Origin of the sequence: Delftia tsuruhatensis NBRC 16741 (assembly GCF_001571325.1) — a bacterium.
Lineage (GTDB): Bacteria > Pseudomonadota > Gammaproteobacteria > Burkholderiales > Burkholderiaceae_C > Comamonas > Comamonas tsuruhatensis.
Genome location: NZ_BCTO01000040.1, coordinates 32,366 through 45,788 on the forward strand (window position 1 = coordinate 32,366; position 13,423 = coordinate 45,788).

Below are 13,423 nucleotides of genomic sequence, written 5' to 3' on the forward strand. Positions count from 1 at the left end.
TTGAATTCAGATGGCAGGCAGAGAAGTCATCTGATGATTTATACAGTATCTGTATTTTTAACCAGTTTTCCAAGAGGTGCAAGTGGGGCAGTCAAAGTTGGTGATTCTTGGCACGGGCGGCACCATCGCCGGCCGGGCGGATTCGCAGTCGCAGGCAGTGGGATACAAGGCCGGACAGATCACGGTGCAGTCGCTGCTCGATGCCGTGCCGGATCTGGAGCAGCAGGCGCTGGGGCTTGTGCAGACGCAGCAGCTCGCGCAGGTGGACAGCAAGGATATGGACTGGCCCGTGTGGCGCGCGTTGCTGCGTGCCTGCACGCAGGCGCTGGAGGATGCGGACACACGCGCCGTGGTGATCACGCATGGAACGGACACGCTGGAAGAGACGGCCTGGCTGCTGCACAGCCTGCTGCCTGCCACCAAGCCCATCGTGCTCACTTGCGCCATGCGCCCGGCCACGGCCCTGCTGGCCGACGGACCGCAGAATCTGCGCGATGCCGTGACCGTGGCCGCCAGCGGCGGGCGCAGCGGTGTGTGGGTGGTGGCCGGCGGCGAAGTGCATGCGGCGGCCCAGGTGCAAAAAGTCCACCCTTACCGACTGCAGGCCATGCGCTCCATGGAAGGTGGTCCGCAGGCCCTGGTGGAGGAAGGGCGCGTGCGCTGGCTGGTGCCTGATGCGCCGGTCACGCCGGTTGCCCCCGTTGCGCGGATGGCGATTTCCGCTCCCGCTCTGTCTGACCTGCTGGCGCTGGATGAGCTGCCCTGGGTCGAGGTGGTGTTCAGCAGTGCCCTGGCGCGAGCCTGCGGCGTGGATGCGCTGGTGGCCGCAGGCGTGCGCGGCATCGTGGTGGCCGGCACGGGCAATGCGACCATTCACGAAAGCATGGAAGCGGCCTTGCTGCGCGCGCGCGACAAAGGCGTCTGGATCTGGCGGGGCACGCGCTGCGCCGAAGGCCTGCCCGTTGCCTCGGGGCTTGGCACGGACCCCGCAGAGGCCGATCTGGTCCAACTGCCCGTGGCCAAGGCGCGGATTGCCATGATGCTGGCGCTGGCCGCGCAGCCGCGCGACTGATCCTCCGGGCGTCGCCGGCGCTTCAGATGCAGGCGGGCAACAAAAAAGCACCCGGCGGGTGCTTTTCTGGGGTCTGGCGCATGGCCTGCGTCATTCAGCCAGTGCTGCGAGGGCGCGCTGGGTGATGTCTTCCACCGAGCCCAGGCCGCTGATGGCGCGGTACTTGGGGGCTGCTGCGGCTTCCTTCTCGGCCCAGGCGCGGTAGTAGTCCACCAGCGGGCGGGTCTGGCTGCTGTAGACGTCCAGGCGCTTCTTGACCGTTTCTTCCTTGTCGTCCTCGCGCTGCACCAGCGGCTCGCCGGTCACGTCGTCCAGGCCTTCGACCTTGGGCGGGTTGAACGTGACGTGGTAGGTGCGGCCCGAAGCGGGGTGGGAGCGGCGGCCGCTCATGCGCTCGATGATGGCATCGAAGGGCACATCGATCTCGAGCACGTAGTCCAGCTTCACGCCGGCGGCCTTCATGGCGTCGGCCTGGGGAATGGTGCGGGGAAATCCGTCGAACAGGAAGCCGTTGGCGCAATCGGGCTGGGCAATGCGCTCCTTGACCAGATTGATGATCAGGTCGTCGCTGACCAGTTGGCCGGCGTCCATCACGGCCTTGGCCTGCTGGCCCAGGGGCGTGCCGGCCTTGACGGCGGCACGCAGCATGTCACCGGTGGAGATCTGGGGAATGCCGTACTTCTGGCAGATGAAAGCGGCTTGCGTGCCTTTGCCGGCGCCGGGTGCGCCCAACAAAATCAGTTTCATGGAAGTCCTTGAGGAGAGTAGAAATTCTTGTCTGCCGGATCGGCCCACCGGGGCGGACAGTCCATGCGTCATATTTTTGTCGCGGGCAAGGATAGCACGCACAGGGCCAACACTGGCTTACACGCACGGGGCAAAACTGTCGCCTGTGCAATCGCCAAAACCTGCGTTTTGCTGTCCGACAAAACCGCATGGGCGGTGTTGCTGCAAATGGCGATGCCCGGCATCGCCATTTGTGCGTTTTCAGCGGCCGGCCGATTCAGGCCGGCGGGTTGGACAGCTGGGCGCGCACCCGCTCCAGATCCTCGCGCGTGTCCACGCCAGGGCCGGGTGCATGGGGTGTGACATGGACGGCGATGCGGTGGCCGTGCCACAGCGCACGCAACTGCTCCAGGGCCTCCAGTGCCTCGGTGGGTGCCTGGGAAAGCTGGGGGAAGCTGCGCAGGAAGCCGGCGCGATAGCTGTAGATGCCGATGTGGCGCAGCGGTGCGAAGCCGGGGTGGCCCAAGGCGGCCGATTCCGTCTCCCACCATGCCTGGTCCGCATGCTCGCGCGCGAAGGGAATGGGCGCACGGCTGAAATAGTGGGCCATGCCCTGGGCATCGCAGACGACCTTGACCACGTTCGGGTTGACGAAGTCGGCAAGGCTGTCAATGGCATGCGCCGCCGTTCCCATGCTGGCCGAAGGTTGCCGGGGCAGCAGGGCGGCCACGGCGTCGATGAGTTCGGGGGCGATCAGCGGCTCGTCGCCCTGGACATTGACCACGATGTCATCGCCATCGAGACCCAGCAGCGCGCAGGCCTCGGCCAGTCGGTCGCTGCCGCTGGCATGGTCGTTGCGCGTGAGCACGGCCGCCACGCCATGCGCGGCACAGGCGGCGAGGATGCTTTCGTCATCGGCTGCGACCACGCACCGTGCGGCGCCGCTGCGGCTGGCGCGCTGTGCCACGCGCACGACCATGGGAAGCCCTGCAATGTCGGCCAGGGGCTTGCCCGGCAGGCGGCTGGAAGACAGGCGGGCGGGAATCAGAACCGTGAAGGGCGCGGAGGACATGGTGCGTGCAGGAGTGAGGCGAAGGCGTGGGGCGGCGCAGGTGATGGGAAAAATCAGTCCTCGATCTCGTCGTCGTCCAGCGTGCGGGCCTCGGTTTCCAGCAGCACGGGAATGCCGTCGCGCACCGGGTAGGCCAGGCGCGCGCTGCGCGAGACCAGTTCCTGGTGCTCGCGGTCAAAGCGCAGCGGGCCTTTGGTGACGGGGCAGACCAGCAGTTCGAGAAGTTTGGCGTCCATGGCGGATCCTGTGTTTTGAAGGGAAAGGGCGGGCCGTGGCAGCCAGCCGAGACGGAGATGATAGTCAGGCGGGGCAGGGGCGCAGTGCCTGCAGCCGCTCATCCAGCAGCGCCCAGAAATCCGCCGGCAGCTGCAATTGCAGCGCAACCGCCCAGGCCTGGGGATGGGTGCGCCACAGCTTGACGGCATCTTTTTCGGTGCAGACCAGCGGGTCTTCGTTGCGCCCCAGGCGCTGGAAGCTCTCAAAATTATAGTGATCCGGCAGCGCCTGGACATGCTCCAGCGTCAGGCCTTGCTCGCGGGTCAGCATGGAGAAAAAGCCTTCGGGCCGGGCCACTGCCGCCACGGCCTCCACGGGCTGCGCACGCAGGGCGGACAGTGCGATGCGCTCGCCTTGGGCATTGACGGCTTCGCTGGACAGCTGGCGCTGCATGGCAAACGCGGGGGCATCGGTGTCGGGGGCTGCGCCTGCATGCAGCACGGCGGTGACGGGGCGCGGCCAGGGCTCGCGCAGCGGGCCGGCCGGCAGCAGCCAGCCGTTGCCGATGCCGTCGTCATTGAAGACGCACAGCTCGATGTCGCGGGCCAGGGCCAGGTGCTGCAGGCCGTCGTCGCTGATGACCACATCCACCTGCGGGTGGCGGGCGCGCAGGGCCTGGACGGCCTCGATGCGCTTGCGGGCCACGAAGACCGGCACGCCGCTGGCACGCGCCAGCAGCGCGGGTTCATCGCCCACGTCGGCGGGGGCGCTGTCAGGACGGGCTTCGCGGCAGTCGTCCGTGCTGCGACCATAGCCGCGCGAGACGATGCCGGGACTCCAGCCGCCATCGCGCAGATGGCGGGCCAGGGCGAGCGTGACGGGGGTCTTTCCGGCGCCGCCCGCAATCACGTTGCCGACGACGATGACCGGAATGCCGGCCTGGCCCCCACGCCTGAAGCCCAGTGCATATGGCAGCCGATGCAGGCCCAGCAGGGCGCGGTACAGCAGGGACAGGGGAAGGAGCGCGCAGGCCAGCGGGCCGCGGCGGCGCCAGGCCGCGCGAAGCCCCCGGGCTGCGGGGGCAGGACCAGTCCGGGGCATGGCGGCCTTGCCTTCAGCGCCCGGCGCTGGCCGAGGTCTGCGTGGCGAAGGTGATCTGGGACAGTCCGGCGCGGCGCGAGGCTTCCATCACCGATACCACGGACTGGTGCGGCGCAGTGGCATCGGCGCTGATGATGACCACGCTGTCCTTGCCGGCGACGGCCGCTGCGGCCAGCGCCTGGGTCAGGCCGGTGACGCTGCGGTCTTCCACGGCGGTCTTGTTGATGGCATAGCGGCCATCGGCTGCGATGGCGACGATGATTTCGCGGGGCCGGTCGCGCTGCTGCTCGACGTCGGCCACCGGAAGGGTCAGCTGCAGCTCGGTGAACTTGCTGTAGGTGGTGGACAGCATCAGAAAGATCAGCACCACCAGCAGCACGTCGATGAACGGGATCAGGTTGATCTCGGGCTCGTCACGGCGGCGGGGACGGAAGTTCATGTCAGGTCTCTCGCGTGCTGGTTCACTTGCCGCCGACGCGGGTGAGGTGGCGCACGAACTGTTCGGAAGCCAGCTCCATGCCCAGCAGGTAGCCGTCGACGCGGGCGCGGAAGTAGCGCCAGAAGATCAGGGCCGGAATGGCGACGATCAGGCCGAAGGCCGTGTTGTACAGGGCGATGGAGATGCCGGCCGCCAGCTGGGCGGGGTTGCTGCCGCCGGTGGCCGATGCGCCGCCTTGCGAGCCGAAGATCTCGATCATGCCGATCACCGTGCCCAGCAGGCCCAGCAAAGGGGCGGCAGAGGCGATGGTGGCCAGCGCGCTCAGGTGTTTTTCCAGCGTGTGGGCGGCGGCGCGGCCGGCGCCTTCCATGGACGCGCGCAGCTCTTCCTCGCTGCTGTCCGGATGGGCCTGCAGTGCGCGCAGCCCGCTGGCCAGGACCTCGCCCAGCGTGGAGTTCTGTGCCAGTTGCTGCACGACTTCCTGACTGGGCAGGCCACGCGAGGACACGGAAATCGCCTCGCCCAACAGGGCAGGCGGCGCAACACGGGCTGTTTTCAGCGCCACGAAGCGTTCAAAGACCAGGGCCAGAGCCAGGATGGAGCAGGCAATCAGTGGCCAGATCGGCCAGCCTGCGGCTTGTATGATCGACAGCAAGTTGTTTTCCCCCCGCGTTTAACTGCAGCCGACGATTATGGCCCAGCCATGTGGCCGGTCCAGGCGTCCCGGCTGCGCGATCGGCCTAAAACTGTGACCGGGCGCAGCATCCAGGCAACGGGCGGTGTCCCGGTTTCTGGCCTCGGGCTTGCTCATATAGCACAATTTTCTGTGGATAACTTTGTTATCAAGCTGCCTGCGCAGATGCGGCGGCGACGGCGAATGATCACTGTGACAAATGTGAATTCTTTGTTTCAGTAAAAAATCTCTTATTAATCAAATGCTTGCGAGGTATTCTTGAGATTGCTTGTGCAAATCATCGCCAAAGTGCCTCTTCAAGGCTGCATCTGCCGGCCTGTGGAGAATGTTGCACTGCATGCTGACCGGGAGCCCGCATGAGCGGTGCATTTGGCGCAATGAATCCAGCAGCGGCGCCGCTGGTCTGGGAAGTCGGCGCGCTGTGCCGCGCCGTGAGCGATGCCTTGCAGGCGCGCTTCAATCCGGTGGCGGTGCGCGGCGAGATCAGTGGCTTCTCGCGCGCGGCCAGCGGCCATTGCTACTTCAGCATCAAGGACGCCGGCGGGCAGATCCGCTGCGCCATGTTCCGGCGCGCGGCCCAGCTCATGGACTTTTCGCCGCGCGATGGCGAGCTGGTCGAGTTGCGGGGCCGGCTGGGTGTCTACGAGCAGCGCGGTGATCTGCAACTGGTCGTCGAAAGCATGCAGCGTGCAGGCCAGGGCGCACTGTTCGAACAGTTCCTGCGGCTGAAGGCGCAACTGGAGGCCGAAGGCCTCTTCGATGCGGCGCGCAAGCGCAGCCTGCCGCCGCTGCCGCGCGGCATTGGCGTGGTGACTTCGCCGGGGGCTGCCGCGCTGCACGACGTGATCACCGCGCTGCGCCGCCGCGTGCCCCACATCCCCGTGGTGCTGGTGCCGGCCCTGGTGCAGGGCGCGCAGGCGCCGGCCTCGCTGATCGACGCGCTGCAAAGGCTTTATGGGCTGGCGCAGGAAGGCGCGGGATCGGTAGCCGGCGCGCCGCACATCGACACCATCTTGCTGGTGCGCGGCGGCGGCTCCATCGAAGACCTCTGGGCCTTCAATGACGAGCGCCTGGCCCGCACCATCGTGCAAAGCCCGGTGCCGCTGATCAGCGGCGTGGGGCACGAGACCGACTTCACCATTGCCGACTTCTGCGCCGACCTGCGCGCGCCCACGCCCACGGCGGCGGCAGAGTTGGTAAGCCAGCCGCGCGACGTCTGGTTGGGTGCGCTGCAGCTCATGCAGGGCCGGCTGGAGGACGGGGTGCAACGGCTGCTGGACCGCCAGCAGCAGCGCCTTGACCTGGCGTCGCAGCGCCTGGGCCGGCCCAGCGAACAGCTGGCGCGCAGCCGGCTGCAGCTCAGCCGCCAGGCGCAGCGCCTGCGCCATGCCATGCAGTTGAGGCTGCAGCGCATGGACCACGCGGGGCAGGGCCTGCAGGCGCAGCTGCCTGCGGGCATGCGCCGCGGCCTGGACAGGCGCGCGGACCACCTGGCGCGCATGGAGCTTCGCCTGCAACTGCTGGACCCGCGCCTGGTGCTGCAGCGCGGCTATGCCCTGCTCACCGATACCGAGGGCCATCCCGTGACCGAGGCGCGCCGTGCGCCACCGGGCACGGCGCTGCAGGCGCAACTGGCGGACGGCAGCCTGGACCTGGTGGTGACGCAGCCGCGCCTGCTCTGAACTGCGGCCCGCTGTGTGCAGCGTTCGGCGTGCAGGGAGTGGCGGGCGGCAGGCGGTATCCGTGTAGGCCGATTGGCCGGATTGCGGTCAATTCACATCCACCCTCGCGGCAGCGGGCCAAGATGGCCGATTTGGAGCGCGCTTTCGCCGCAGGGTCACGAACTTGTTCCTACAATGCCCGTTCGGGTGCGTGAGGGCCAGGGCTCGCAGCAATGCGCGCAATGCAGGCCCCGCGCGACGGTCACGGCAGGCGCTGCAGGCGCTCTGCGCAACAGGTGCTGGCCCGTCCTAAAAGATTTCAACCACGAAGGAAACACCATGGAACATACCTTGCCCCCTCTGCCCTATGCGATTGACGCGCTGGCGCCCCACTACAGCCAGGAAACGCTGGAGTACCACCATGGCAAGCACCACAACGCCTATGTGGTGAACCTGAACAATCTGCAAAAGGGCACCGAATTCGAAAGCATGACCCTGGAAGAGATCGTCAAGAAGTCTTCCGGCGGCATCTACAACAACGCAGCCCAGATCTGGAACCACACCTTCTTCTGGAACTGCATGGCCCCCAACGGTGGCGGCGAGCCCACCGGCGCCCTGGCTGACGCCATCAACAAGAAGTGGGGCAGCTATGCCGCCTTCAAGGAAGCCTTCGTGAAGTCGGCCGTGGGCAACTTCGGCTCCGGCTGGACCTGGCTGGTGAAGAAGGCCGATGGCTCGGTGGACATCGTCAACACCGGCGCCGCCGGCACGCCCCTGACCACGCAAGACAAGGCCCTGCTGACCGTGGACGTCTGGGAACACGCCTACTACATCGACTACCGCAACCTGCGTCCCAAGTTCGTCGAGACCTTCCTCGACAAGCTGGTGAACTGGAAGTTTGCCGAGCAGAACTTCGCCTGATCGAAGCACCTGCCAGCAATGTGCACGCGCAACGTGCACGCAGCGCCCAAAAAGCCCCGAAAGGGGCTTTTTGGCTTTCTGGCTGAGGCCGGGGTGCCGCCGTTCAGCGGCGCTGACCGCGCAGCCGCCACCCCGTCCACAGCGCCGTGCACACCAGCAGCAGCGTGGCGCCGGCGATCACGGCGCTGAAACCCTGGCCGAAGGCCGTGCGTGCCAGTTCGGTCAACTGGTGCGCGGCCTGAGGCCTCAGCTGTTCGGCGGCCAGCAGGGCTTCGTCCAGGCTGTCGCGCACGGAATCGGGCAGGGCCAGGCCCAGCCCCTCAGGCAGGCGCAAAGAGCCTGCGTACACGGCCGACAGCAGGCTGCCCATCAGCGTCACGCCCAGGGCGCCGCCCAGCTCGTATGACACCTCCTCGACCGAAGCCGCCATGCCTGCACGGTCTGCGGGAGCGCTTTGCATGATGGTGCTCGACGCCGTGGTCATGGCCGCGCCTATGCCCAGGCCCAGCAGGGCCAGCGCCCCCGCCTGCGGCCACCAGCCCATGTCATGGACCAGCAGGTAGCCGCCCATGCCCAGGCCCGACAGCAACAGGGAGGCCGGCAGCATGCGGGCCCCACCCAGTCGCGGCAGCCAGTGGCCTGCGACGGGGCCGGCCACAAAGGCGGCCAGCGGCAGCGGCAGCACGGCCAGGCCCGCCTGCAGCGGAGACAGGCCCTGCACCAACTGCAGGCGCTGGCTGAAGACCAGTTCCATGCCGATCAGCGCTGCCGCAGCCACCAGGGCCGAGGCCACGGCCGTGGCAAAGGCCGGGTTGCGGAACAGGGCGAAGTCCAGCAGCGGGTCGCTGCTGCGCCGCTGGCGCCGCACGAACAGGGCAAGAAAGCCCAGGCCCAGCACCAGGGTCACGGCGGCCAGGACCCAGTCGGGCGATTGCTTGCCAGCCTCCTTGATCGCGTAGGTGCTTGCCACCAGGCCTGCCATGACCTGCAGCGAGCCCACAAAGTCCCAGGGCCGCTGCGAGGTGGCGCCGCCTGCGGGAATCAGCCACCAGGCCAGGGGCAGGGCCAGCAGCACGATGGGCACGTTGATCAGGAACACCGAGCCCCACCAGAAATACTCCAGCAGCAGCCCGCCCACCACGGGACCGAAGGCCGCACCGCCCGATGCCACCGAGGCCCAGATGCCGATGGCCAGCGCGCGCTCGCGCTCATCGGCAAAGCTCAGGCGGATCAGGGACAGCGTGGCCGGCATCATCATGGCCGCGCCCACGCCCAGCAGCGCGCGCGCCGCAATCAGCAGGGCGGGCGAGGGCGCAAAGGCCGCGCACAGCGATGCCAGGCCGAACACGCACAGCCCGGCCATGAACAGCCGCTTGTGGCCGAGCCTGTCGCCCAGCGTGCCCATGCCCAGCAGCAGGCCGGAAACCACCAGGGCATAGATATTGACGATCCACAGCTTGGCGGAGGCCGTGGCCGCCAGGTCATGCGTGAGGCGCGGCAGTGCCGTGTAGAGCACCGTCATGTCGATGACGATGAGCAGCAGCGCCACCGAGACGATGGCCAGCACCAGCCAGCGGCGCGGGTCGGCCGCCAGAGATTTGGAGGGATGCCCCGCAGCGGGGACCCGGGTTTGCGTCGTGAACGCCATAAAGCACCTGTTTGCCCCTGGCCTTGTGGGCCGGAGCTTCCTTTGGATGAAAGCCGCAGTTTCCATCAATAAAATGCTTTATCAAAGTTTGATTCAATCCATAAAATTGATGGATGGAATGGACACTGGACAGACTGAGGCATTTCGTGGCGGTGGCCGAGGCCGGCACCATGACCGAGGCTGCGCGCCGCCTGGGCCGTGCGCAATCGGCCGTGAGCACGGCCATCGGCCTGCTGGAGGCCGATCTGGGGCTGGAGCTGTTCGACCGTGTGGGACGCCATGTGCGGCTCACGGCCGCAGGCGAGGTCATGCTGCTGGAGGCCCGGTCCCTGCTGCACCAGGCCCAGGCCATGGACCACCGCGCACGCGCCCTGGCCGCAGGCGGGCAGGCGCGCCTGGCCGTTGCGCTGGACGAGGCATTGCCCTATGTGCCGCTGGCCCAGCTGTTCAAGGAGCTGGCGGCACGCTTTCCGGCCATGGAGCTGACCGTGCTGAACGGCACGGCCTCCGAAGTGGCCGAGCATGTGGCGGCGCAGCGTGCCCAGGTCGCCTTCCAGTTCGACCGAGCGCCTGCGCCGGCCACCTGTGCCCAGCGCCATATCGGCAGCGTGCCGCAGACCATTTGCGTGGCCAAGGGCCATGTGCTCGATGGCGCAGAGCCCTTGACGCGCAGGCAGCTGGCCGCGCACCGCCAGTTGCTGATGCACATCGAAGGCGTGGAGGACACCGTGCTCAGTCCCGCCGTCTGGCGCTCCAACAGCTTCTATGTGATTGCCGACATGGTGGCCGACGGCCTGGGCTGGGCCATCCTGCCGGTCAATATTGCCGAGTTCGGCGATCTGCGCCCGCATCTGCGGCAACGCGCCTGCGAGGGGCTGGCGCTGCCGCCGCTGACCGTGCGCATGCTCTGGCTGGAAGGGCTGGCGCCCGGGGTCGAAGCGCTGTGGATGCGCCAGCGCCTGGCCGAGCTGCTGGCCTTGATGGCCACGGCCTGAGCGGTCTGGGCTGGCGCGGGCGTTGGGGCCGTGTTCAGGTGCAGGCAGCGGCTGCGTCTTCGGCAGGCGGGCTCTCTTTCGTTCGTGCCTGGCGTGCGGCCAGCACGCCCAGGGCCCACATGACAGCACCGGCCAGCAGCGCCACCACGAAGGAGATGCGCGCGCCCCACAGGTCGGTGGCCCAGCCGGCGGCGGCCGCGCCCAGGGCCACGCCCATGGCAATGCCGGTCAGCAGCCAGGTCATGCCCTCCGTCAGGCGCTGGGGCGGCACCTGCTGCTCCACCAGGCCCATGGCCACGGTGATGGTCGGGCCGAAGGTAATGCCGGCCAGCAGCACGGCCAGGGTCAGCGTGAACACATTGGTGGCCAGCAGCAGGGGCACGGCCGTGATGCAGACCGAGGCGCCCACCCAGGCGATCTGGCGGTGCAGCGGCGCCTTCAGGCGCAGCGTGCCGAACACCAGTCCCATCACGCAGGAGCCCAGCGCATAGAACGACAGCACGATGCTGGCCGCCGCCGGCTGGCCCTGCTGCGTGGCAAAGGCCACGCTGGCCACGTCGATGGTGCCCACGATGATGCCCTGGGCCAGCATGAACAGCGCCAGCGTGCGTACCACGGGATGGCGGGCCAGCGACTGCTGGCGCGTGCGCCGCTGCGATGTGTCCACGGGTGGCTCTGTACGGCGCTGGGCCACGAACAGCGCCACGCCCACCAGCAGCAGCAAGGAGGCGGCCAGCGGCCCGGCCTCGGGGAACAGCACCATGCTCAGGCCGACCGACAGGGGCGGGCCGACGATGAAGCAGACATCGTCCAGCACGGCCTCCAGCGCATAGGCCGTCTGCAGTTGTGGCGTGCCGCGCAGCAGCACGGTCCAGCGCGCACGCACCATGGCCGGCATGCTGGGCAGGGCACCCACCAGCGCTGCCAGCACCAGCAGCAGCCACTCCGGTCCCTGCCAATGCGCGCAGGCCAGCAGCGCAAACATGGCGGCAGCACTCACGGCCGCTGCCCAGGGCAGGACCTTGCGCTGGCCATGGCGGTCCACCAGGGCCGAGATGCGGGGCGCCAGCACCGCGATGGACAGCGCAAAGCAGGCGGCGACCGCGCCGGCCAGCGTGTAGGCGCCGCGCTGCTGGGACAGCATGGTGATCAGGCCGATACCCGTCATGGAAAGGGGCAGGCGGGCCAGGAGACCGGCCAGCACAAAGGCGGCCGTGCCGGGCCGGGAGAACAGCTGGCGGTAGGCGTGGAACATGGAAACCTCGGAAGACGGACAGGCCGCTGCAATCACATACGCGGCGTATGTCAGCGATTCTACGGGTTGCCCATGACGCGCCGTATCATTGGCATACGTTTTGTATGTGAATGGAGTGCGCCATGCGCAAAAGCCGGGCCAGCATGATCGAGGAGACACGCGCCAAGCTCATCGAGGCTGCGCGCGAGGCCTTTGGCAGCCAGGGCTATGCCCAGGCCTCCATGGACGAACTGACGGCCAAGGCCGGCCTGACGCGCGGCGCGCTGTACCACCATTTCGGCGGCAAGCCGGGCCTGCTGGCCGCCGTGGTGGCGCAGATGGATGCCGAGATGGACGCACGCCTTGAGCAGGTGCTGGCCGACCATGCAGATCCCTGGGAGGGGTTCCTGGCCTACTGCCGTGCCTACCTGGCCATGGCGCAGGAGGGCGAGATACGCCGCATCGTGCTGCAGGATGCGCGCGCCGTGCTGACGGGCACGGACCAGGGCGAGCAGCACCGTGCCTGCATCGCCTTCGTGGCCGGCTACCTGGAGCAGCTCATGGAGCGCGGCGTGATCGTGCGTGCCAATCCGCTGGCCATGTCGCGCCTGCTCAATGGCTGCCTGGTGGAGTCGGCATTCTGGATTGCCGAGGAAGGGGCGCCCCCCGAACGCCTGCAGCAGGCGCTGCAGGCGCTGGAGCTGACGCTCAAGGGGTGGAAGGCGCCTGCGAGGGGCTGAGCGCCCTCGCTCGTGCTTCACTCGTACTTCTTTTCCAGCGCATCCCAGAACGGCTTGTTGACCAGGCGCTGGCGCTCGGCAAAGGGGGCGACCACGGCGGGGTTCTCGTCCACCCTGCGCTCGTTGCGCAGTTGGCCCAGCGCCTTTTGCATGCCGGCCACGGCGCCTTGCAGCGCGGCATTGGCATACAGCACCAGGCCATAGCCCAGGTCTGCCAGCTCGCCCGCGTCGGTGATGGGCGTCTTGCCTCCGATCACCATGTTCATCAGCTGCGGCGTGGACAGGCGCCGGGGCAGGGCGCGGATTTCTTCGGCCTGGGTCACGGCCTCCACGAAGAGGATGTCGGCTCCCGCCTCGGCAAAGCGCTGGGCGCGCTCGACGGCAGCCTCGAAGCCCTGCGTGGCGCAGGCATCGGTGCGCGCCATGATCAGCGTGCCCTGGTCGCGGCGCGCGTCCACGGCGGCCTTGATCTTGCCCAGCATTTCCTCGGTGGAAATCACTTCCTTGCCATTGAAATGGCCGCAGCGCTTGGGGCTGATCTGGTCCTCGATCTGGATGCAGTCGGCGCCCGCGCGCTCCAGCGTGCGCACCGCATGGTAGGTGTTGAGCGCGTTGCCGAAGCCGGTGTCGGCATCGACGATCAGCGGCAGATCCACGGCGTCGCGGATGCGGGCCGTGTGGTCGGCGATGTCGGTCAGGCCCATGAAGGCCTGGTCGGGCAGGCCGAACCACATGTTGGTCACGCCGGCGCCGGTCACATAGATGGCCTCGAAGCCGAGATCGGCCACGACGCGCGCGGACAGTGCGTTGAATGCGCCGGGCACGAGCACGCCGCGGCGCGCTTCGGCCAGGGCCTTGAGTTGTTGCTTGGTGTTCATGGAGGGTTCTGTTGGATGAGGAAAAG

General features: G+C 67.8%; 14 protein-coding genes. 5 read left to right on the plus strand and 9 right to left on the minus strand.

What is annotated here, in order from left to right; all coding sequences use genetic code 11:
* Positions 1-82: 82 nt before the first annotated feature.
* Positions 83-1,072 carry an asparaginase gene (locus DTS01S_RS19515; protein ID WP_026062283.1) on the plus strand — a complete coding sequence of 330 codons (990 nt, stop codon included), beginning with the start codon at positions 83-85 and terminating at the stop codon, positions 1,070-1,072.
* A gap of 90 nt (positions 1,073-1,162) precedes the next feature.
* Here DTS01S_RS19515 and adk read toward each other — a convergent pair whose 3' ends face one another.
* The 6 genes from adk to DTS01S_RS19545 all read right to left on the minus strand — a co-directional run bounded on the left by adk (position 1,163) and on the right by DTS01S_RS19545 (position 5,281).
* Positions 1,163-1,819 (minus strand): adenylate kinase, encoded by a 657-nt coding sequence (gene adk, locus DTS01S_RS19520; protein WP_016445898.1) that lies wholly within the window; start codon positions 1,817-1,819, stop codon positions 1,163-1,165.
* A 256-nt stretch (positions 1,820-2,075) separates the two neighbouring features.
* The gene (kdsB, locus tag DTS01S_RS19525; protein ID WP_017405014.1) at positions 2,076-2,870 is read right to left on the minus strand and encodes a 3-deoxy-manno-octulosonate cytidylyltransferase; all 795 of its coding nucleotides are present in this window, start codon (positions 2,868-2,870) and stop codon (positions 2,076-2,078) included.
* Between the two features lie 53 nt (positions 2,871-2,923).
* The gene (locus DTS01S_RS19530) at positions 2,924-3,106 is read right to left on the minus strand and encodes a Trm112 family protein (protein WP_016445900.1); all 183 of its coding nucleotides are present in this window, start codon (positions 3,104-3,106) and stop codon (positions 2,924-2,926) included.
* A 64-nt stretch (positions 3,107-3,170) separates the two neighbouring features.
* Complete coding sequence (gene lpxK, locus DTS01S_RS19535; RefSeq protein ID WP_017405015.1) at positions 3,171-4,187, minus strand: tetraacyldisaccharide 4'-kinase; 1,017 nt, start codon at positions 4,185-4,187, stop codon at positions 3,171-3,173.
* 13 nt (positions 4,188-4,200) lie between these two features.
* On the minus strand, positions 4,201-4,626 hold the full coding sequence (locus tag DTS01S_RS19540) for an ExbD/TolR family protein (RefSeq protein ID WP_012205405.1): 426 nt from the start codon (positions 4,624-4,626) through the stop codon (positions 4,201-4,203).
* 22 nt (positions 4,627-4,648) lie between these two features.
* The gene (locus DTS01S_RS19545) at positions 4,649-5,281 is read right to left on the minus strand and encodes a MotA/TolQ/ExbB proton channel family protein (RefSeq protein WP_016445902.1); all 633 of its coding nucleotides are present in this window, start codon (positions 5,279-5,281) and stop codon (positions 4,649-4,651) included.
* A 395-nt stretch (positions 5,282-5,676) separates the two neighbouring features.
* On the opposite strand from DTS01S_RS19545, the gene xseA reads away from it, so the two are divergent.
* A complete protein-coding gene (xseA, locus tag DTS01S_RS19550) occupies positions 5,677-7,002 on the plus strand; it encodes an exodeoxyribonuclease VII large subunit (protein ID WP_026062284.1) in 1,326 nt (441 codons plus the stop codon).
* A gap of 318 nt (positions 7,003-7,320) precedes the next feature.
* Positions 7,321-7,902: a superoxide dismutase gene (locus DTS01S_RS19555; RefSeq protein ID WP_016445904.1), complete on the plus strand. Its 582-nt coding sequence runs from the start codon at positions 7,321-7,323 to the stop codon at positions 7,900-7,902.
* A gap of 103 nt (positions 7,903-8,005) precedes the next feature.
* Here DTS01S_RS19555 and DTS01S_RS19560 read toward each other — a convergent pair whose 3' ends face one another.
* Positions 8,006-9,550 carry an MFS transporter gene (locus DTS01S_RS19560; protein ID WP_017405017.1) on the minus strand — a complete coding sequence of 515 codons (1,545 nt, stop codon included), beginning with the start codon at positions 9,548-9,550 and terminating at the stop codon, positions 8,006-8,008.
* Between the two features lie 113 nt (positions 9,551-9,663).
* Here DTS01S_RS19560 and DTS01S_RS19565 point away from each other — a divergent pair, with 113 nt between their 5' ends.
* Positions 9,664-10,545, plus strand: a complete 882-nt coding sequence (locus DTS01S_RS19565; RefSeq protein ID WP_016445906.1) for a LysR family transcriptional regulator — start codon at positions 9,664-9,666, stop codon at positions 10,543-10,545.
* 34 nt (positions 10,546-10,579) lie between these two features.
* Here the strand turns inward: DTS01S_RS19565 and DTS01S_RS19570 are convergent, their stop codons facing one another.
* Entirely contained in the window at positions 10,580-11,800 is a 1,221-nt protein-coding gene (locus tag DTS01S_RS19570; RefSeq protein WP_017405018.1) for an MFS transporter, read from the minus strand.
* Positions 11,801-11,922: 122 nt separating this feature from the next.
* On the opposite strand from DTS01S_RS19570, the gene DTS01S_RS19575 reads away from it, so the two are divergent.
* On the plus strand, positions 11,923-12,519 hold the full coding sequence (locus tag DTS01S_RS19575) for a TetR/AcrR family transcriptional regulator (protein ID WP_026062285.1): 597 nt from the start codon (positions 11,923-11,925) through the stop codon (positions 12,517-12,519).
* 17 nt (positions 12,520-12,536) lie between these two features.
* Here the strand turns inward: DTS01S_RS19575 and DTS01S_RS19580 are convergent, their stop codons facing one another.
* A complete protein-coding gene (locus DTS01S_RS19580) occupies positions 12,537-13,397 on the minus strand; it encodes an isocitrate lyase/PEP mutase family protein (protein ID WP_017405020.1) in 861 nt (286 codons plus the stop codon).
* Between the last annotated feature and the right edge of the window lie 26 nt (positions 13,398-13,423).